The organism is Pseudovibrio sp. WM33, from assembly GCF_001623165.1.
In the GTDB taxonomy this organism is placed as follows: domain Bacteria; phylum Pseudomonadota; class Alphaproteobacteria; order Rhizobiales; family Stappiaceae; genus Pseudovibrio.
Window position 1 is genome coordinate 20905 of sequence record NZ_LMCK01000037.1, and the last position, 20289, is coordinate 41193.

Consider the following 20289-nt stretch of genomic DNA (forward strand, 5'->3'; position numbering starts at 1 on the left):
CTCAATACCCCTGTACCTGAATGAACCAGAGCCAGAAGCTTACGGTGAAAACCGAGATGCCTGTGGTGATTGCGATGCCGTTGGTGGACATGGCATGACCGGTGCCAAACTGGTTGGCCATGATAAAGGAGAACACGCCTGTCGGGCACGCTGCGATCAGCGTTGCCACACCCACCCAGACAGAGGGCAGGCCCACCACGTGTGCAGCAACTACAAACACCACAAACGGCATCAGGATCGACTTGATAATCGCCAGCACGCTGCCAATCGCCAGATTGCCTCGAATACCGTAGTTCACCATACTCATCCCCACTGCGACCAGCGCCACAGGTGAGGCAGCTTTCGCCAGTGGAGCCAGAACGTCATCAGCCAGCTTTGGAATTTCCAAACTTGATACATTCCAGAGCAGCCCACCCACAACACCATACAGGATCGGGTTCGCCAACAAGCCTTTGCCAACTGCAATTAAAAGCTCTTTCTTAGAGCGCGGCGCCTTATGACCATCAATCACCACCGCACGCTCCATCAATACAGAAGACGTCAGCGCGGTTAGCGGTGCGTGGAACACAATGAGAAGCGAAATCAAAAGCGTCCCCTCAGATCCATAAACCGCATCTATCAATGGAATACCAACCAACACGGTGTTGGAGAAAGACGCCGTCAGCCCGGCAATCACAGCTGCACGTGCTTCACGCTTAAACCCAATGCGGACAAGCAGGCCACCCAAAAAAGCAACCACAATCATGGAACCGTAGTAAGTCGCCCAATACCCCCAAGGCGAGATGCCATCCAGGTCAGCGGAACCAAGGCTACGGAACAACAGGATAGGAATGAGAAGGTTCACGCAGAACTTGCTCAGAATATCGCCAAGACTGCGATCCAGATATCCAACATTTGCTACAACATAGCCAATGCCAACAAGAGCGAAGATCGGGAAGACGACGAAAAAGACCTGAACAATCATGGGAAACTCGAAAGAGGGTGCAAGACCTTCTTAGTAGCCCAGAAAGTTTAAGATCCAAAGCCAGAAGCTCATTGTGATTATTGAGAAAATGGTCGTCAGGCTGATGGAGTTCGCACTCATGGCGTGCCCGGTTCCAAACTGGCTGGCATAAAGGTAAGCCACAACACCGGTTGGGCAGGCCGCCGCCAGTGTCGCCACCGCCACCCAAAGCGGTGAGAGCGGAAAGACATAAGCACCCAGAGCCAGCACCAGTGCTGGCATCAGCACAATCTTGAGCAAACTCAACACGCTGCCAATGGCAATGTTCCCACGCACACCATAGTTGAGCAGCGTCATACCAACAGAGAACAGCGCAACCGGGCTGGCAGCTTTTGCCAGAGGATGCAGCACACCATCCAGCAACACAGGCAACTCGTAGCCCGAGAAGTTCCAGCCCACACCCAGCAAAATCGCGATGACCAGCGGGCTCTTGATCAGCGTGGTGAACAGCGAATGCATAACGTCTTTGAAAGGCCGTGCTTCCTGATAGCCATCCACCACAACCGCCCGCTCCATCGCCAACACAAACACCAGTGTGACGGACGGCGCATGCACGGAGATAATCAGTGAAATAGGGACCAGTGCCTCCTGCCCAAAGGCTGAGGTAATCACCGGAATGCCGACCAACGACATATTGGAGAACGCCGCAGAGAACCCGCCAATGCAAGCAGCTCTTGCTTCCCGACCGAACACCTTGCGCACCATATAACCACCCAGCACGGCACTGGTTGCCAATGCTGTGTAATAGGTGCCCCAAAGCGCCCATGGGCTCAGCCCGGCAAGATCAGATGTCGCCAGAGTACGGAAGATCAGAACCGGAATAAGCACAGTGATGCAGAAGGTGCTGAGGTTGTCGCCAACCTGCTTGCTCAGCAGTCCGGCATACCCAAACCCATAGCCCACACCCACTGTCGCAAAAATGGGAAACACCACTTGCAGCGTACTAAACAGCATTCCGTGTCCGCTCTCTTTCCACCGTACAGCACTCTCCCAGAGCGCAAGCATATGCGCTTGCAGCAGCAAAACACAAAATCTCGGTGGATCCTTGCCAGAACTGGGCGAACTTTTTCTGCCAGTGTTTTAGGCTCTTCTTCGAGGATTGATCAAGGAGTTATCTCATGCCTGCGCCAAAACCGGCTCCAAAGCAGGATGTTGCAAGGCTGGTGCACGACCTGAAGACACCACTGTCTGCCATGAAAACGGCTTCTGACCTGATCGCACAGGAACCACTCAGCGATCAGCAGCAACATCACCTGAACACTCTGCAAACAGCCATCAATTCGCTTAAGGAGCTGACGGCTGCAATCCTGGGAGCAAACACACAGGCTGAGCATCATAGCCATGCAACAAGCAAGGCCGGGCCTCAAGCAAAATCGCTTTTGGATCAGCTCACCTACATCGCAGATTTGTTTTCACCGCAAGCAGCAAGCTCTGGTCACACCCTCACCCACCGCTGGTCACGAGAAGCCATGTCGGCCTACCAAACCCAGTCAGATGAGCTGCAGCGCATTCTCGCAGTCCTGGTTGATAATGCTATTTTGTACAGCAATACGGGCACCATCACGCTAAGCGCACATATCAAGTTCTCAAACCATCAACCCAACATCGTGGTAACGCTCAAGGATGCTGGCCCAGGCCTGACACCAGAGCAAGCCTCACATCTGGACGCCGCCCCAACGCCAAAACGTAGATCCGACGGCCACGGCCTCGGGCTCTGGAGTGCACGGCACCTTGCCTGCGACCATCAGGGAGACCTGAGGCTCGTCACCAACACCGGGCATGCAGCTTGTTTTGAGCTCGTTTTGCCAATCCAAGAGATCGAGCAGACACAGCAGCTTTCAACTCCAGCCCCAAATATGACGCGCTCCAAACTTTCCGGCTCTGTGCTAGTGGTTGACGACAATGAGCCAAACCGGGAGTTGCTGGCAGCAATCTTCTCATCATTTGGCCTGACAGTGCGCATCGCAAACAGCGGAAAACAAGCGCTGGCAGTACAGTCAGAAGCGCCGTCCGACCTGATTTTTCTGGATTTGAACATGCCGGAAATGAGCGGCTCGGAAACTCTCACTCAAATGCAGGCAAACGGACATATCAAAGATAAAGCTTGCTTCGCGATCACAGCGAGCATCGCACCAGAAGATCGCCCGGCACTCTTCAAACAAGGCTTCACGCAGATTCTGGAAAAGCCAATCAATCCATCCGCACTCTATAGCCTTCTGGAAAGCACGCTTCAGAAGGCTAGCTAACCAATCCGTACAAAGGAGGCATCCAACGCCTCATCAAGGCGGTCGTTGCCCCAGTAAAGATCGCCCTTTTCGGTGATCATGCTTGGTGCTCCAAACACACCCAGTGCTTCTGCCTCCGCAACCGCTGCCCGCAAGCCAATCTTGACCTCAGTGGTTTCAGCCTGCCGCATGACCTTATCTGCATCCAGATCCAGCTCACGCAACAAGGCAATCATCAGCTCTGGTTTGGAGATATCCTCATCCAGCACAAAAGCCATATGATACACAGCGCGGGTAAATGCACCGATCCACGGCTCCTTACGTCCCGCAAAAGCAATACGAGAGGCAAGCAGGCTGTGCTGTGGAAAGATCTGTGGCTTCTTCCAGGGCAACCCGAGGTTCGCAGCGGTACGCGCAACATCCCGCCACATATAAGCCCCCTTCTTCGGGTTCTCTAAAAATGGAGAGCTCTCTATCCCCTGACGCCGGAAGATCGGCCCCAACAGAAAAGGCCGCCAATCAATATCTATGCCCCTATCTTTCGCAAGCTGTTCAATACGTGCTGCGGTCAGGTAGGAGTATGGGCTGGCAAATTCATAATAAAACGCGAGCCGAGGCATTTATTCTCTTTCTGATCCAATAGACCGGTAAGACCCAACCTACGGCAATGGAAACAATTTGAATTTATCTCGCAGGCCCCTATATGGGGGTTTGGCACTGCGAGACGTAATCTTGCTGAGCACCAATGGAATTTCAAGGCAGCACATTGGCGCAACCTTCGAAAACAAGTATACCGCCTTGTAACCCAAAAGAGCGAACTCAGGAATTCCCGTGGCAAAAGACGGTTCGAAGACTTCAATCCTAAATATAATCATTAGTTTCTGCGGAGAACGCCCGTTCACGGCAATCCTGACATATATCCTTGTCGTCTCAGCAATCTTTCTGATTTTCCCGAGGCTGGATATCTGGGCCTCCACCTTCTTTTATGACGGTGAAGGCAGTTTCCCTGTTTCAAAAGACCCGTTTTGGCGCGGTCTGCGATACTTCGGCGTCTACATCTTCCAGTGGGTTGCAGGCCTGTCCTTGTTTGTGATGCTCTTCAAGCTTGCATTTCCAAAGCTGAAAGCGCTGATGGATTTGCGCCACCCGATCTTCGTCGTATCCACGCTCATCCTCGGGCCGGGCCTCGTCGTCAACGCGTTCTTCAAGAACCTGTGGGGCCGCCCACGCCCGCGCGAAACGGAAATCTTCGGCGGAGACCTGCCATTCATCGGCGTGTGGCAACCGACTAACCATTGTGATAGTAACTGCTCGTTTGTATCCGGTGAGGCGTCAGCATCCATCTGGTTGTTCGTGCTGGTCTTTATCGCCCCCAAATCCTGGCGCATTCCTCTGGCAACAGCCATCGGGGCATTGGTCTTTTTCCTTTCCGCCAACCGTGTGGCTTTCGGCGGGCACTTCTTTTCAGACACCCTGCTCTCCTGGGGCATCACCATGCTCGTAGTTGTGGGCGTCTATCACTACCTGTACCAGCGCACGCCAACATGGGCCCAGCCAACTAACCTGGACACCTCCTTCACCAAAGGGGGCCACTGGCTGCGTGCTAAACTTGGCCGCGCTGCCTGCTGGTGCGCACGAAACAGCAAAAGCTTCCTGCGCAAATTCAAATAGTCAGCCCGAAGACAAAAAAAGCTCCGCAACCAACTGCGGAGCTTTTCTTCAATATCCTGCAAAGAACCTAGATCTCGGTCGGTTCCATCTCCTCACGGATCTCCTGAAGCAAATTATACGTCCCGTTGCTCACCAGATCGTACACCTCATCAAAGCCCTCATTCGCTCCGTAATACGGATCAGGCACATCCTTCTGCTCATCCTGAAGCAGCAAGCGCACATTTGCTGTATGCAGATACGGCGCTTTGGACTGGATGTTCGCTAGATTGCTGGCATCCATCGCAATGATGTAATGAAACTTTTCGAAATCCTCATCAACCAGCTGGCGCGCTTCTTGTTTAGAAATATCAACGCCATGCTTTTGCGCTGTCTGGATGCTGCGGATATCCGGCTTTTTGCCACTATGCCAGTTCGCAGTTCCCGCGGAGTCCACGTAAATCTGCTCTTCCAGCCCAGCTTGTTTGACATGATGACGGAAGACACCCTCTGCCAACGGACTACGACAAATATTGCCAAGACACACAAACAGTACACGACGCTGCAACAAGACCACTGCTCCCTCCAAATCTGACTGCCCGAATATTTAACCCAGCCGAAATCTTTGCTCCAGACTTTCGCGCTGATCTACTCAAATATCCATGGATTTTGCGAGTCAGAAAAACCTACTAAATCTGAGACGCCCCTTGCAACAAAACCAAAGGTGGTCTTGTGTCCGAGCTGTTGACCTCTACCGCAAAAGAATTTGCCCTCGCAGAATTACCGCATTGGACCTTGTCTGAAGATGGCAACGCGATAGAACGCACTTTCACCTTCCGGTCCTTTGCACGCGCATTTGGCTTCATGGCCAGCGCTGCAATTCTGGCAGAAAAGATGAACCACCATCCTACATGGACGAACACCTACAACAAAGTGGATGTGTTACTTACCACCCATGATGCAGGTGGGCTGACCGAGCTGGATTTCAAGCTTGCCCGCAAACTGGACAGGCTTTGCGACGCTTAATCGCCTTCAAGAAGAGTGCAATTAGCATTCAATCTTGAACTGACGCACGTCACCTACCATCTTATTCTCAATCAGCACATGGCCGTCTTGCTGGCACATATGTGGAATATCGATTGCAGACATTGGATCAGTAGCTTTCACAACAAGCTGCTCGCCTTTTGCCATACGTTTAAGATGCTTGCGCGTCTTCATCACCGGCAGTGGGCAGTTGAGACCTCTCAGGTCCAAAATATTTGAATCTTCCACCAATGTTTCACCAGGTACTCGAGTGTGGCACTGTGTTTGATGCTGGGCTAACGGAACTTTGCGCAACAGTAAAGTGAATATTGGGGAGTAGACCATGGCGACGATGGAACTGGACGGAAAAACAGAGACCAGCAAAGCGCTTGAGATTCTGGACTTCTGGTGGACGGCAGGCGGCCCCAAATGGTTCAACGGCGGCGAAGCGTTCGATCAGGAAATTCGTGAGAACTTTGAAGCCGACGTAGAAGCCGCCAATCGCGGAGATTACGACACCTGGACAGCAACACCTCACGGCACTTTGGCCCTCCTTTTGCTGCTCGACCAATTCCCGCGCAACATCTACCGCGGCTCCTCAAAAGCATTTGCATCCGATCCCAAAGCTGTAAAAGTCGCTCTTGAGTCATTGAACAAGAACTTCCATACCGCCTTTCCTATGGGCTATCGCATGTTCTTCTTCCTGCCATTTGAGCATTCTGAAGAGATGGACATGCAGGATTTGAGCGTGGACCTGTTCCGCGGTCTTGGCGATCAGGACACCTACCATTACGCGCTGATCCATATGGACGTGATCCGCCGGTTTGGCCGGTTCCCTCACCGCAACGAAACTCTTGGACGCACCTCAACGCCAGAAGAGACCAAGTTCCTCGCCTCTGGAGGTTTCAGAGCATAAGTATCTTGGCTAAAAATTAGCCAAACATCACACATGACTACAAAATAGGCAAAGTCAATTTATGGCTCTGCCTATTTTAGTGACAGCCACATTCTGCGCAATTCCGCCAGATCAGCCCACCCTCAAGAAAATATAATTTCAAACAAGCCGCTGAATTTTCGAGATTATTCCAACATCTTCCCCACGCGGAATCTACGTAAAAATCGATATTTCTCAAAACTGGCACGCTCCTTGAAGGAGAGGAGGCAAGCGTGCCGGCCGGGCATTCTGAGAACGACCAGATAACTGGCAACTTTCCCGGTCCCAAAGAGGTCTCCAGAACTCTTTACGGCGCAATCGATGAGAGAGGGGAACGGGAATCTGACATGAAAATCATTATGGCAATCATCAAGCCCTTTAAGTTGGATGAAGTGCGCGACGCACTCACCACTTTAGGCATCCAGGGGCTCACGGTAACCGAAGTCAAAGGTTATGGCCGGCAGAAAGGGCACACCGAAATCTACCGCGGCACAGAATACGCCGTCACCTTCCTCCCAAAACTAAAGGTCGAAGTCGCAGTTGCAACAGACATGGCAGACAAAGTTGTCGAAGCCATTGGCAGCGCAGCGAAGACCGGCCAGATCGGCGACGGCAAAATCTTCGTCTACTCCATTGATCAAGTTGTCCGCATTCGCACCGGCGAAGCCGACGCAGAAGCAATATAATGAAATGAAGGGGACAGAGAATATGAAACGCGCCTCCACCCTTGTTGCCGCAGGCTCACTCCTGGCACTTTCCGCAGGTCCAGTCATGGCAGAAGAAAAATACGCTCTGGCTGTCGACACCGCCTACATCTTCAACACCCTGCTCTTCCTGATTGGCGGATTTCTGGTGATGTGGATGGCTGCTGGCTTCGCCATGCTGGAAGCTGGCCTCGTTCGCACCAAGAACGTTTCCATGCAGTGCCTCAAGAACATCGCCCTCTACTCCATCGCTGGTCTGATGTTCTGGATCACCGGCTACAACCTAATGTACACTGGCGTTGATGGCGGCTTCATGGGTTCCTTTGGCCCATACTCCTTTGACCCTGTCGGTGGCGATGCACTCGACGCAGGCTACTCGACAGCGTCCGACTGGTTTTTCCAGATGGTCTTTTGCGCTACAACAGCCTCCATCGTGTCCGGCACCATGGCAGAGCGCATCAAGCTTTGGGCTTTCCTGATCTTCGTTGTCATCCTCACAGGCGTTCTTTATCCAATCACCGGCTCCTGGCAGTGGGGCGCTGGCTGGCTCTCAGAAATGGGCTTTGCTGACTTTGCTGGTTCCACTCTCGTCCACTCCGTTGGTGGCTGGGCAGCTCTTTCTGGCGCAATCATCCTTGGCGCACGTAAAGGCAAGTACGGTAAAAACGGTCAGGTCTACGTAATGCCGGGCTCCTCCATGCCGCTGGCAACTCTGGGCACCTTCATTCTGTGGCTCGGTTGGTTCGGCTTCAACGGCGCGTCCCAGCTCGCAATGGGCACAATTGGTGACGTCACAGACATCTCCCGCATCTTCGCAAACACCAACATGGCTGCTGCGGGGGGCGTGGTTACCGCAATTGCTCTGACACAGGCCCTCTACAAGAAGGTCGATGTCACCATGGCTCTGAACGGTGCATTGGCTGGTCTTGTGTCCATCACCGCCGAACCGCTGGCCCCAAGCGTACTTCAGTCCGTCATCATTGGCGGCGTCGGTGGGGCAATTGTCGTCTTCGCAGTTCCAATGCTCGACAAACTGAAGATCGATGATGTAGTCGGCGCAATCCCGGTTCACTTGTTGGCTGGCATCTGGGGTACTCTCATCGTGCCACTGTCCAACTCTGATGCGTCATACGTCACCCAGTTCATCGGCGTTGCAGCCGTCGGTATCTTCACCTTCGTTGCCTCCACCATTGTCTGGTACGCAATCCAGCTTGTGGTCGGCCTGCGTGTCACAGAAGAAGACGAAGCCATGGGCCTCGACAAAGCGGAGATTGGTGTCGAAGCCTATCCGGAGTTCGGAACCGGCTCCCAGCGCCTCTAAGCTTGCGCTAATTCTGGGAGGATCAAAACACTCCCCCAGAACTAAAAGATGAAATTACAAAGCCCGGCAACCACCGCCGGGCTTTTTCTTTGGCAGCATTTGCCAGCCTATCAATTTCTCTCAATAGATAGCTCTGTGCTCAAACGCTAAATACTACAAAATCAAAGCAACCCAAAAGCTTAGGAAAGTTGATACCCCAGCTTACTAGTCGGTTCAAATCCGCCTACCACATTTGAAAGACGGACTTCACCTTTCATAGGTGGTACTTTCAGGAATGCCATATACGTCCATTTCTAATCAAGATTCGCTCTTCATCCTACGTCCAAACAAAGAGGCGCAAGCGCCCGAGCTTTGGAGTCCGATGATGAACAGTGAGTTGGAAGCTGCAGTTAAAGAGGCCAGTCAGAAGTGGCAGAACGCGTTCAATGCGGGTGATGCTCAAGGTTGTGCCAACTGCTATGAGGCAAATGCTGTTATGGAGGCCAAACCGTTTGGCACCTATCACGGACGAGCCGAAATTCTCGAGTTCTGGCAAATGCTCATTCGGGAAGGCTTCTCAAAAATCGAATACATCAACCCCAAAATCGTCGCTTCAGGCGAAAGCTCCGCAATCCTTTCTTCCGACTGGAAGATGAACAAAGCCCACGGCAACATCTCAAAAGAACTCTGGGTTCTGCAATCAGACGGCACCGCGCTGCTCAGAGAAGACTACTTCAGCGCCGCATCTTGACAGCGCGATACGGCGCACAAAAAAGCCCGGCACATGGCCGGACTTGGTCGCATCGCTTTACAGCTGAGACAATTGCTCAGCAGTCGCGATAGTAAAAGTAGTCTAGACGGTCCGCGATATCATCCAGAGCAAAGGAGTAGCCGCTCCAGTCCTCATCGATCCATGCATCTTCCAGGCGGTCAACCGCACGGTCCAGCTTACCATCATCTCCCAGTTCACTGAGCAGACGACCTACATCAATCAGGTGACCCAGAACGCCATCAGCACTTGAGCCAGCACGCACACCACCTTCAAAGAAGACTTCATCGGAAATATCATCGATATCTGAAATCGCTACATTTAGGTCGGAGCAACTCAGTTCACCCCATGCATAAGCAGGGCTTTGAGAGACCCATCCAGCAAAACCAATTGAAACAACGACAGCAAGTGCTTTGAAACCACGCAATATCATTCCGAGACCTTCTTCTGTGAGATGCATCTGGAGCAAAGCTCACAAGATACCTGTAACCCACACAGAATTAGCAAGGTCGCAAGGCGGCGCTGTCTCAAAGAAGACAGAAATTATGGTCCCTTTGAGATTTCTCAGTGATCACTGACGCCCGTCTGTCAGCCCTTTCACAAAGGCTTTCTGACAGAAGACTACAAGCAGGATCGGCGGCAACATGGCCAGCACAGCAAGCGCCAACCCTTGCGGGCTTGTGCGCCCGACCAAGCTAAGTCCCTGCACCAAAGTCATTCTGGTCTCCTCACTGGAAACCATCACAGGCCACAGATACTGGTTCCATCCCTGCACAAACATCAGCAGACCGAGCGCTGCAATCATCGGCGCAGATGCAGGTACCAGAACGTCCTTCAAAAACTTGATCGGCCCTGCCCCATCAATCCGTGCAGCCTCAGAAAGCTCAGTCGGCACCCCCAAAAAAAACTGACGGAAGAAGAATGTCCCAACCGCGGAAGCCAACAGCGGCAACATCAAGCCCGGATAGGAGTTCACGAGCCCAAGCTTGCTGGTCACAGCATATGTCGGCAAAAACCGAGATTCCAAAGGCAGCAGCAAACTACAAAGGATTACCCAGAAAAAGAACGTCCCAAAGCGCACCCGAAAGAACACCAGCGCATACGCCGCCAACAGAGAAACAGCCACTTTCGCCAGTGCAAACCCGGCAGCCAGATAGAGCGAGTTCAACACCATGGTTATGCCAGTGACACCGCCAGTAAACCCACGCCCTTCAAACAGCGCCCGGCTATACACCTCCACCCCATATGGCCCCGGCAGAAACTGGAGGCCATCCTGACCAAGCGTAGCGCCAGAGTGCGTTGAAGAGAAAGCGATCACGATCACCGGTCCGACGATCAAAAACACGCTGGTAAGCAGAATAAGGTGATCAAAGAAATGTTTGCGGGGCATATTCATCTCAGAAACGAAGCGCAGTCCCCCACCACGAAGCATGGTTTTCGAAGACAAAGACGCAATCAACAATACTGAAAGCAGTAGGAGTGGCCCCATTTCCGGGCAAACTGCTTTAAAGGATCGTTCCAGAGAGAAGGCAAAAGGCAGCCAGACCAACAGAACGCAGCAACAACGGAAACACCGTAGAACTACGCAGTCCAGGTTTCAAGCTCTCTAAGTGCCTATAAAACCACAATTCCTGAATGCTTGGCATGATTTTCCGGCTCAACATGGATGGTCACACGTGCGCCCGGCATCTTTTCTGCGATGCCTTCCTCAATACGATCACAAATCGCATGGGCATCCAGAACGCTCATCTCACCTGGTACAACCAGATGAAAATCAACAAACGTCACATGTCCAGCATGGCGGGTCCGCAAGTCATGAGCCTCCAGCGCACCATCTCCAAACTTGGAGATCAACGCCCGGATTTCCTCCTGCTCCTCTTCGGGAGCCGCCTCATCCATCAGGCCACCAACAGATTCACGCACCAGCTTCCAACCGGACCACATGATGTTGACCGCAACAATCCCCGCAAGGATCGGATCAAACATCTGCCAGCCCGTCGCCCACACAGCAGCGATACCAACAAACACACCGAGAGATGTATAAACATCCGTCATGATATGCCGGGCATCCGCCTGCAGCGCAGGTGAGCGATGCGCTCGACCAATGCGCATCAAGGCCATTGCCCAGAAAAAGTTGATGACGGAAGACAGGAAGTTCAGCGCGATACCCTGAAAATTGACCTCAAGCTCATACGGCTCAGTCAAACCCATATAGGCTTTGCGCAGGATAAGAATTGCTGCCAGAACAATCAGAACCCCTTCAAGAACAGCAGCAAAATATTCTGCTTTGTAGTGTCCATATGGATGGTTCTGATCAGCAGGTTTGCGCGCCAGGTACAACGCACCGGCAGCAGCAGAAGCACTTGCGATATTGATGGATGTTTCAAGAGCGTCAGAATAGAACGCGATGGAGCCAGTCAACGCAAAGGCGAAGTATTTAAGAGCAAATACCAGTATGCCAATGACGATGCTGCCCAGCGCAAAGCGCATGCTCTGGTCCATGTGCCACATCCACCCTAATTCAAACTCGACGACTGCTTAGAAAGTTATCGTCCTCTATCAGGTTTCAGTGGCATATTAAACAATGGAACAGGTTCAAACAGCCAGTTTTTATTCTTATTTGCACTCAATGTTTGCAAATGAAAATCACTCGCAATTTATCAGCCAATTCTACTTGTCGTAAAACGCTGCACCAATGATTTTGCCTGGCATCTCACCAGAGTTGGTCTGAACCAAAACAGCCCAGTTCTTGGAGTCGAACATCTTCAAAGCGGTCCGCGGCAGACGGAACACTTCAGCGGTACCAGACCACATGCCAATCGGCATAATGCTGCGCACCACGTTCTTATAAGTTTGCGTTGTACCAGCGTTTTCACCGCGCTGGATCTCCACAACCGCTTCCTTGTCAATTCCAAGAAGATAGACGTCAGCCTTCTTATCTGGCTGTTTCAAAGAACCAGAGAGCTGAACTTCGAGCGCATTGTCGTCAAGCATCGCCTCAACCTGAACGCTCATACCAGAAGACTTGCGGATAGCATTCTTGACGGAACCACGATCACTGCCGACCATATGCCCACGACCATTCACAACGACCTGAGGGGTATAGATCTGAGCATCACCACGGCTCTTGGCATAATCCTTCTGGCGCTGAGTGAACACAGGTGAGCCCAAGGTGTCTTTCCAGCCGAAGTAATCCCAATAATCTACGTGGTAAGAGAGGGTGACCACATCCTTCTGGTCTGAGACAAGCTCCTCCAGAAACTGGTCTGCAGGTGGACATGACGAGCAGCCCTGGCTGGTGAACAGCTCAACCACAGCCTTCGGTGTTTCCGCCTGAGCTGAGAGAGAGGTCGCAAAACCAATTCCTGCTGCGAGAAGAACACCCGTCAATCTATTTACAGAAAACCACCGCATTTCGGCCCTTCGCAATTATTCAAGTCATCGCTGATGCAGCGCTAACCTAAACAATAACCAGATAACTGTAGAATCACATCCCAGTGAGCCCCTGAAAACCGAAGGCATCAGGGGCACTGGTTCTATTTGGACTCAGTCAGCACTTTTTCAAGCTCTGGTAAGAAGACATCCCGATAGCTGGCTGCACTCAATGGCCCGATAAATTTATAGCGGATCTGAGCCTTCTCATCGACGATGAATGTCTCAGGAACCCCGTAAACGCCCCATTCAATGCCAGCTCGGCCAGTGTCAAACCCAACGCGGTCGTAAGGGTTGCCCAACTCAGCAAGGAACCGGTTCGCCTTAACGTCAGTGTCCTTGTAGTTCAGGCCAGCAATCTCAAAACGATTGTCCTTGGAAAGTTCCATCAAGTATTTGTGTTCGGCGCGGCACGGCGCACACCAGGACGCAAAGATGTTCACGACGGTCACTTGACCAAGAAGATCACTGCGCTGGAACCCTGGAACCTGCACACCATCACGCTCCAATCCGGCAACTGGAGGCAGCGCAAATTCAGGCGCAGGTTTGTTGATCAGTGCAGAAGGCAGTTCCTTGGAATCATGGCCTGACAGCATCATGAAACCCATCAGAACCGCGAGAGCACCAAAAACAATCAGCGGAAGAAGAAACAGCGGAGAAACGCCTGACTTCTTTTCCTCATCCATATCACTAGCCATTCCTGTTAGCTCTCACTCTTATCATCAGCACCTGAGGAAACCACCTGGCTGACGGAAGGACCAGCACGACGTGTGGAACGACGGCGAATACCGCTCGCTTCAAGCGCCTGCATTTCTTTGTCCAACTGAGATTTGTCTGAGCGCACCCAGATAATCAGCACTGCGATGACAAGTGCAGCCATTGCATAAGCAGCAATCACATACTCAGCGTGACGACCAAACTCTGAAAAATCCATTGTCCTTACCTCGCACCAGCAGGAGCTGCTTTCGTGACTGTGCTGCTGGAAGCAGCCGGAGCAACAGATGCTGCACGCATCCGCATTGCTCTGATCCGACGGCGCATAATCTCGTTACGCATGCTCATCAGATGCAAAGTCACAAACAAAAGCACAAAAGCCAACGCCATCAAACCAAGCGGAATAAGAATGGAAGAGTGAATGGCAGGGCCATCAGCACGAATAATGCTCGGCGGCTGGTGCAGCGTGTTCCACCACTCAACAGAGAACTTAATAATGATAACGTTGATCACGCCAACCAGCGTAATAATCGCGTTCACTTTTGCAGCCTTGATAGGATCTTCAATCGCCTTCCACAGCGCGATAATGCCAAGATACATAATCAGCAGCACGAGGAAGGAGGTCAATCTTGCGTCCCAGACCCAAAAGGTCCCCCACATTGGCTTACCCCAGACAGCACCGGAAAACAAAGCCAGAAATGTGAATGCAGCACCAATAGGTGCAGACGCCTTGGCCGAAACATCAGCCAGCGGATGCTTCCAGACCAGAGAACCAATCGAAGAAAGTGCCATCATTGCATAACACATCAATGCAAGCTGGGCAGCAGGGACATGCACAAACATAATGCGCACTGTCTGGCCTTGCTGATAATCTTCAGGCGCAACAAAAAACGCGAAGTACAAGCCAACTGCAAGCGCAGCGACCGTCGCAACGATAAGCCAGGGAAGCACAGCTTTCACAAGCTTCAGGAACCGGGTTGGGTTTGCAAGATCGTATAAGGTCATAGAGCCGTTCTAAACTGAGAATGACGAAGCATCAATGTGTACATAGTGTCACGGACCCATCACAGTCATTGATTACGCGCAATTTGACGCTTCACTTCTTCGGGATTTCACCCATTTTAGACGATTTTACATAGACTTAACGCTTCTGGTAATTTCAGCAGCCTCGCGGCTGCCATCATCAGTCACCAGAAACGCGAAGCGCTGCAGCTGCTGCAAGAGGTCCAACAACAAGACCAAAAAGTGTCAGGGCACACAAAAACAGGAACGGAACGAGGAAGTTATTAGAGTCGATCGCTCCCGCTGTCGCGGCACTTACACCAAAGATCAGGATCGGAATTGCCAGCGGAATAACCAGAATGGAGAGCAACACCCCACCCCGCCGCATGGACACGGTAACGCCAGCACCAACCGCACCAACAAGCGTCAATGCAGGAGCGCCAACAAGCAAGGTCAGGGTCACCAGAACGATACTCTGGAAATCCAGACCCACAAAGAGAGACAGAACCGGTGTTGCCAGCACCAGCGGAAGTCCCGTCGCCGCCCAATGGGCAGCACATTTAATCAGCACAACCAGCTCAAGCGATCGCCCGGACATTACCAGAAGTTCAAGACTGCCGTCCTCACGGTCAGCCTGAAACAAGCGATCGAGCCCAAGCAAAGTCGACAGCAACGCGCCAATCCAGAGGATCGCAGCGCCAATGCGGGACAGCAGGATCATGTCCGGCCCAACGCCGAACGGAAAGATCGTCACCACAGCCAGAAAGAACAGAACACCGATCAGCGCACCACCACCAACGCGGTTCGCCAATTGATATTCACGGACAAAAAGACTCTTCATCCAACTCATGATCAGCCCTCGTCCTGCTCGTCTTCGTCGAAATAATCATCCAGATCCGCTCCGGCAAACATATGCTCACTCTCGGTCGTCACAGGCGACAGATTGAGGAACTTGGTGTTTGGCAGGTTGAGCGGCAGGTGTGTGGCAGCAACCACAAGGCCACCAGCGTGGATGTGATCGGCAATCAGCCCCAGCAACACCTCTTCAGAGGCCTTATCAAGCGCCGAGGTCGGCTCATCAAGCAACCAGATTGGACGTGGCACCACCAGCAAGCGCGCCACCGAAAGGCGTCGGCGCTGTCCGGCACTCAGGTACCCTGCTGGCAAACTGGCAGTATGTGCAATACCAAGAGTATCCAGCGCTTCCAGCTCGCTCATGCTCTCACGCACTTTGCCACCACCAAAAGCTGCAGGCTCAAAGAAATCACGCCAAAAGCTCAGGTTTTCAAGGACGGATTGCAGCGGCTTCAATGCATCAAGATGGCCAAAGTAGTGCGAGTGCTCGGCAACAGAGCGTTCAGGCATGCCACCTTCCAGCTCAATCGTGCCGTTGGCTTTCGCAACCAACCCTGCAATCACGCGCAACAGACTGGATTTCCCGACACCATTGGGACCCTGGACAATCAGAGCTTCGCTTGAACCAACTTCGAAGTCGACATGGTTCAAAACTCTGCGGCCACCGCGATCACATGCAACACCCTGACAGATTAACTTCAATTGGTTCATCGCGCCCGAAACCACCACAGCAGCACACACTGCTTATCAAACTGACGGCGTATCCCGAAAAATGGATCCGATTTCCGGATAAGATACGCTCCAACAAAGAATTAAAGCGATTTGCATGATCCCGTCTTTGCGCAAACCACTTTATTCAGGAGGCACTATCACATTCGGCAAATCCTTTGCTCCCATAAACACGGCTAGGATTCGCGTTGGCACTGTTCCGGTGTTCTTGCCGAAGTGCCAGGTATTGACGGCCTCAATAAACGCCTCCCCCTTTTTAAAGGTCAGAGGAGCCTCCTTCTCATAGGTGATCGTCAGCTCACCATCAAGTATATATCCGTAAAGAGGAACGGGATGCATATGCTCTTTAACAACCTCTCCCGGTGCCAGCGTAATGATGAGAGACGTCACCTGAGCCTGCCGACCAGTCGGATAGAACAAAGGCTGCTTCGTAACTGTAGTCTCACTCTTATCCAGCAAAACCTCAGTGTTTGAGTAAGCCTCCCCACTCTCCTGGGCCAGAGCACTGACGACATATCCACCCAACACCAGACAGCAAGCACCAACCAAAACTACAGATTTCATTGGAAACGCCTTTCTGTTGTTTTCAGCTATTCTCTGCGCACTTTTTCGCCACTTCCGGCGATTATTCATAGGTGAACCAGAAGCATCCTACCGATAATCCCCTTCCGAGCCTTTAAAGCCACAAAGGACCAACTCACAGGCTAGACACATTGTATACCACTGTATATAATATGATTCATATAAACCCAAACCCGCTTGATCGGGCATCCCATTCCGGCCTAATCTCACCCTAGGTAAATTATTAGCCTTCCGCTGCGGTTCAGCTGGAACCTGCGTCAGAAAGACGCTATAGGGACGACAACTATAAGCTGATTGAATTTCAAGAAGCGCTTTTAATGCATTTGTTAAATGATCAAGCCAACGCCATGACGGCGAGCCACTAAACTCCGGGAGATATCGGAGAGGTTCGTCAGCTCAAAGCTCCGTTTCCTGTTCACGGCGGGAAACGAAATAAGGAGATCGCCGAATGACACAATCTCTAAACAGTTTTAATGCCAAACAAACGCTGCAAGTCGGCGGCAAGTCTTACACTTACTTTTCCATTCCTGAAGCAGAAAAGAACGGCCTGACTGGCGTTTCCAAACTGCCATTCTCGCTAAAGGTGGTTCTGGAGAACCTGCTGCGTTTTGAAGATGGCCGCTCTGTTACAGCGGACGACATCAAGGCCGTTGCTGAGTGGCTCACCACCCGTACCTCCACCCACGAAATCGCTTATCGCCCTGCCCGTGTGCTCATGCAGGACTTCACCGGCGTTCCAGCTGTTGTCGACCTTGCCGCCATGCGCGATGCTGCCGTCAGCCTTGGCGGTGACCCGAAAAAGGTGAACCCGCTGGTTCCTGTTGATCTCGTCATCGACCACTCCGTGATGGTGGATTACTTCGGCACCACTTCAGCTTTCGCGCTCAACGTGGAACGCGAGTATGAGCGCAACAACGAGCGCTATGAGTTCCTGCGTTGGGGCCAGTCCGCGTTTGATAACTTCCGCGCCGTGCCTCCAGGCACTGGCATCTGCCACCAGGTCAACCTTGAGTACCTCGCCCAGACCGTCTGGACGAAGGAAGAAAACGGCGAGACCATCGCTTACCCAGATACCCTCGTCGGCACTGACAGCCACACCACCATGGTCAACGGCCTTGCGGTCCTCGGCTGGGGCGTGGGCGGCATTGAGGCAGAAGCGGCCATGCTTGGTCAGCCGATCTCTATGCTGATCCCTGAAGTCGTCGGCTTCAAACTCACCGGCGAAATGGCAGAAGGCATCACCGCGACCGACCTCGTGCTCACCGTGGTTGAAATGCTGCGTAAGAAGGGCGTTGTCGGCAAGTTCGTAGAGTTCTACGGCCCCGGCCTCGACAACCTCTCGCTGGAAGACGCTGCCACCATCGCCAACATGGCACCGGAATACGGCGCCACCTGTGGCTTCTTCCCGGTGGACGGCGACACGCTAAAATACCTCAGGTCCACAGGCCGCGACGCCCACCGCATTGCGCTGGTGGAAGAATACGCCAAGGTGCAGGGCATGTACCGCGACACCCACGCGGAGCCAACCTTCACCGACACGCTGGAGCTGGACATCTCCACCGTTGTGCCATCCATCGCCGGACCAAAGCGCCCGCAGGATCGTATCTCCCTCGCTGACGCCTCAGAAGGCTTTGCCAAAACCATGGCGGAGGAATTCAAGAAGGCGGGCGAAGAGTTTAAACGCGCATCGGTGGAAGGCCGCGACCATGACCTTGGCAACGGCGACGTTGTCATCGCCGCGATCACAAGCTGCACCAACACCTCCAACCCGTCCGTTCTCATCGGCGCTGGTCTGGTGGCCCGCAAAGCCCGCGCCAAAGGCCTGCACGTGAAGCCATGGGTGAAAACCTCACTGGCGCCCGGCTCTCAGGTGGTGACGGATTATCTGGAGAAAGCTGGCGTTCAGGAAGACCTCGACGCCCTCGGCTTCAACCTCACTGGCTACGGCTGCACCACCTGTATTGGTAACTCAGGCCCACTGCCGCCGGAAATCTCCAGGTCCGTCAACGACAACGACCTCGTGGCGTGCTCCGTGCTGTCAGGCAACCGCAACTTCGAAGGCCGCGTCAATCCGGATGTGCGCGCCAACTATCTGGCCTCACCGCCACTGGTTGTCGCTTATGCCATCGCAGGCTCGCTCAACATCAACGTGGCCAAAGACCCGCTCGGCAACGATCAGGACGGCAACCCCGTCTACCTGAAGGATCTGTGGCCAACCACGGAAGAGATCACCGACCTCATCCGCTCCTCCATCACGGAAGAGATGTTTGAAGAGCGTTACGGCGATGTGTTCAAGGGCGACGAGCACTGGCAGAACATCAAGGTGGAAGGCGGCATGACCTACGGCTGGCCGCCAGCATCCACCTACGTGCAGAACCCGCCTTACTTTGAAGGCATGACCATGGAGCCAGCACCCCTCACCGATATTGAGGGCGCGGCAGTCATGGGCCTCTTCCTCGATTCCATCACCACCGACCACATCTCCCCAGCCGGGGCGATCAAGGCAGACAGCCCGGCGGGCCAATACCTTGAATCCCATCAGATCGCACCAAAAGACTTCAACTCCTACGGCTCCCGCCGTGGCAACCACGAAGTTATGATGCGCGGCACCTTCGGCAACATCCGCATCAAAAACCAGATGGTGCCGGGCGTGGAAGGTGGCTACACTACCAAGGATGGCAAGCAGCGTTGGATCTACGACGCCTGCATGGAATACAAGGAAGCTGGCACCCCGCTTGTTGTGTTTGCAGGCAAGGAATACGGCACCGGCTCCTCCCGTGACTGGGCGGCAAAAGGAACCAAACTGCTCGGCGTCCGCGCTGTGATCGCTCAAAGCTTCGAGCGCATCCACCGCTCCAACCTCGTCGGCATGGGCGTCCTGCCCTTCACGTTTAAAGAAGGCGAGAGCTGGCAGTCCCACGGCATCGATGGCACTGAGCGAGTAACCATCCTCGGCGTAGCAGACCTCAAGCCCCGCCAGATGGTCGACATTCAGGTCGAATTCGCAGACGGCTCAAAGAAAACCATCGAAGCCCTCTGCCGCATCGATACCGAAGACGAACTAGAATACATCAAAGCCGGCGGCATCCTCCACTACGTGCTGCGGAATCTGGTCTCTGGCTAAAACCGGCAGACACACCACAAACACAAAAACGGGCCTCCAAGGCCCGTTTTTCATTGGCGACCCCACCTTCTGAGCCACCACCCCCACCGATGTCATCCCACACAAACAATCCCCCTCCGACGCCATCCCGCACAAGCGCAGCGCGATGCGGGACCCAGAGCCACACACTCAAACCTTAGCCACCCCCGCACTGGATCCCGCATCAAGTGTACATACCGGAGACATAGGTTACAGGTGTTCGGAGAG

Annotated in this window: 23 protein-coding genes; 8 read left to right on the forward strand and 15 right to left on the reverse strand. The window is 53.1% G+C overall.

Annotated elements, in window-relative coordinates:
• Nucleotide 1: 1 nt before the first annotated feature.
• The gene (locus PsWM33_RS07605; protein ID WP_063299769.1) at nt 2-964 is read right to left on the reverse strand and encodes an AEC family transporter; all 963 of its coding nucleotides are present in this window, start codon (nt 962-964) and stop codon (nt 2-4) included.
• 30 nt (nt 965-994) lie between these two features.
• Nucleotides 995-2008, reverse strand: a complete 1014-nt coding sequence (locus tag PsWM33_RS07610; RefSeq protein WP_208994450.1) for an AEC family transporter — start codon at nt 2006-2008, stop codon at nt 995-997.
• 113 nt (nt 2009-2121) lie between these two features.
• Between PsWM33_RS07610 and PsWM33_RS07615 the strand changes: the two genes are divergently transcribed.
• Nucleotides 2122-3249, forward strand: a complete 1128-nt coding sequence (locus tag PsWM33_RS07615; RefSeq protein ID WP_063299770.1) for an ATP-binding response regulator — start codon at nt 2122-2124, stop codon at nt 3247-3249.
• Here PsWM33_RS07615 and PsWM33_RS07620 read toward each other — a convergent pair.
• Nucleotides 3246-3848 (reverse strand): 2-hydroxychromene-2-carboxylate isomerase, encoded by a 603-nt coding sequence (locus PsWM33_RS07620; RefSeq protein ID WP_063299771.1) that lies wholly within the window; start codon nt 3846-3848, stop codon nt 3246-3248. The genes PsWM33_RS07615 and PsWM33_RS07620 overlap by 4 nt on opposite strands.
• Nucleotides 3849-4059: 211 nt before the next feature.
• Here PsWM33_RS07620 and PsWM33_RS07625 point away from each other — a divergent pair, with 211 nt between their 5' ends.
• Nucleotides 4060-4899 (forward strand): phosphatase PAP2 family protein, encoded by an 840-nt coding sequence (locus tag PsWM33_RS07625; protein WP_063299772.1) that lies wholly within the window; start codon nt 4060-4062, stop codon nt 4897-4899.
• 67 nt (nt 4900-4966) lie between these two features.
• Here the strand turns inward: PsWM33_RS07625 and PsWM33_RS07630 are convergent, their stop codons facing one another.
• Nucleotides 4967-5452, reverse strand: coding sequence for a low molecular weight protein-tyrosine-phosphatase (locus tag PsWM33_RS07630; RefSeq protein ID WP_063299773.1), 486 nt, complete (start codon nt 5450-5452; stop codon nt 4967-4969).
• Nucleotides 5453-5607: 155 nt separating this feature from the next.
• On the opposite strand from PsWM33_RS07630, the gene PsWM33_RS07635 reads away from it, so the two are divergent.
• Entirely contained in the window at nt 5608-5901 is a 294-nt protein-coding gene (locus PsWM33_RS07635) for a 4a-hydroxytetrahydrobiopterin dehydratase (RefSeq protein ID WP_063291276.1), read from the forward strand.
• 21 nt (nt 5902-5922) lie between these two features.
• On the opposite strand, the gene PsWM33_RS28360 is transcribed toward PsWM33_RS07635, so the two are convergent.
• A complete protein-coding gene (locus PsWM33_RS28360) occupies nt 5923-6147 on the reverse strand; it encodes a sulfurtransferase TusA family protein (RefSeq protein ID WP_057464685.1) in 225 nt (74 codons plus the stop codon).
• A gap of 94 nt (nt 6148-6241) precedes the next feature.
• On the opposite strand from PsWM33_RS28360, the gene PsWM33_RS07645 reads away from it, so the two are divergent.
• The 4 genes from PsWM33_RS07645 to PsWM33_RS07660 all read left to right on the forward strand — a co-directional run bounded on the left by PsWM33_RS07645 (nt 6242) and on the right by PsWM33_RS07660 (nt 9587).
• Nucleotides 6242-6814: a DUF924 family protein gene (locus PsWM33_RS07645; protein ID WP_063299774.1), complete on the forward strand. Its 573-nt coding sequence runs from the start codon at nt 6242-6244 to the stop codon at nt 6812-6814.
• Between the two features lie 365 nt (nt 6815-7179).
• Nucleotides 7180-7518 carry a P-II family nitrogen regulator gene (locus PsWM33_RS07650; RefSeq protein ID WP_057464729.1) on the forward strand — a complete coding sequence of 113 codons (339 nt, stop codon included), beginning with the start codon at nt 7180-7182 and terminating at the stop codon, nt 7516-7518.
• Between the two features lie 22 nt (nt 7519-7540).
• A complete protein-coding gene (locus PsWM33_RS07655) occupies nt 7541-8857 on the forward strand; it encodes an ammonium transporter (RefSeq protein WP_063299775.1) in 1317 nt (438 codons plus the stop codon).
• 364 nt (nt 8858-9221) lie between these two features.
• Nucleotides 9222-9587: a YybH family protein gene (locus PsWM33_RS07660; protein WP_063299781.1), complete on the forward strand. Its 366-nt coding sequence runs from the start codon at nt 9222-9224 to the stop codon at nt 9585-9587.
• Between the two features lie 76 nt (nt 9588-9663).
• Here the strand turns inward: PsWM33_RS07660 and PsWM33_RS07665 are convergent, their stop codons facing one another.
• From PsWM33_RS07665 to PsWM33_RS07715, 10 genes are all read right to left on the reverse strand, one after another.
• Nucleotides 9664-10038, reverse strand: coding sequence for a hypothetical protein (locus tag PsWM33_RS07665; protein ID WP_208994452.1), 375 nt, complete (start codon nt 10036-10038; stop codon nt 9664-9666).
• Nucleotides 10039-10176: 138 nt separating this feature from the next.
• Nucleotides 10177-10995 (reverse strand): carbohydrate ABC transporter permease, encoded by an 819-nt coding sequence (locus tag PsWM33_RS07670; protein ID WP_063299782.1) that lies wholly within the window; start codon nt 10993-10995, stop codon nt 10177-10179.
• A 224-nt stretch (nt 10996-11219) separates the two neighbouring features.
• Nucleotides 11220-12107, reverse strand: a complete 888-nt coding sequence (locus PsWM33_RS07680) for a cation diffusion facilitator family transporter (RefSeq protein ID WP_063299783.1) — start codon at nt 12105-12107, stop codon at nt 11220-11222.
• A 168-nt stretch (nt 12108-12275) separates the two neighbouring features.
• On the reverse strand, nt 12276-13019 hold the full coding sequence (locus tag PsWM33_RS07685) for a DUF1223 domain-containing protein (protein WP_063299777.1): 744 nt from the start codon (nt 13017-13019) through the stop codon (nt 12276-12278).
• 122 nt (nt 13020-13141) lie between these two features.
• Nucleotides 13142-13735: a DsbE family thiol:disulfide interchange protein gene (locus PsWM33_RS07690; protein WP_063299778.1), complete on the reverse strand. Its 594-nt coding sequence runs from the start codon at nt 13733-13735 to the stop codon at nt 13142-13144.
• 5 nt (nt 13736-13740) lie between these two features.
• Complete coding sequence (gene ccmD / locus PsWM33_RS07695) at nt 13741-13971, reverse strand: heme exporter protein CcmD (RefSeq protein ID WP_063294558.1); 231 nt, start codon at nt 13969-13971, stop codon at nt 13741-13743.
• A 5-nt stretch (nt 13972-13976) separates the two neighbouring features.
• Nucleotides 13977-14756 carry a heme ABC transporter permease gene (locus tag PsWM33_RS07700; RefSeq protein WP_057464678.1) on the reverse strand — a complete coding sequence of 260 codons (780 nt, stop codon included), beginning with the start codon at nt 14754-14756 and terminating at the stop codon, nt 13977-13979.
• 178 nt (nt 14757-14934) lie between these two features.
• The gene (ccmB, locus tag PsWM33_RS07705) at nt 14935-15594 is read right to left on the reverse strand and encodes a heme exporter protein CcmB (RefSeq protein ID WP_181951980.1); all 660 of its coding nucleotides are present in this window, start codon (nt 15592-15594) and stop codon (nt 14935-14937) included.
• Nucleotides 15595-15605: 11 nt separating this feature from the next.
• A complete protein-coding gene (ccmA, locus tag PsWM33_RS07710; protein ID WP_208860058.1) occupies nt 15606-16310 on the reverse strand; it encodes a heme ABC exporter ATP-binding protein CcmA in 705 nt (234 codons plus the stop codon).
• Nucleotides 16311-16460: 150 nt separating this feature from the next.
• A complete protein-coding gene (locus PsWM33_RS07715) occupies nt 16461-16901 on the reverse strand; it encodes a cupin domain-containing protein (protein ID WP_063294568.1) in 441 nt (146 codons plus the stop codon).
• A 466-nt stretch (nt 16902-17367) separates the two neighbouring features.
• Between PsWM33_RS07715 and acnA the strand changes: the two genes are divergently transcribed.
• On the forward strand, nt 17368-20043 hold the full coding sequence (gene acnA, locus PsWM33_RS07720; protein WP_063299779.1) for an aconitate hydratase AcnA: 2676 nt from the start codon (nt 17368-17370) through the stop codon (nt 20041-20043).
• The last annotated feature ends 246 nt before the right edge of the window (nt 20044-20289 follow it).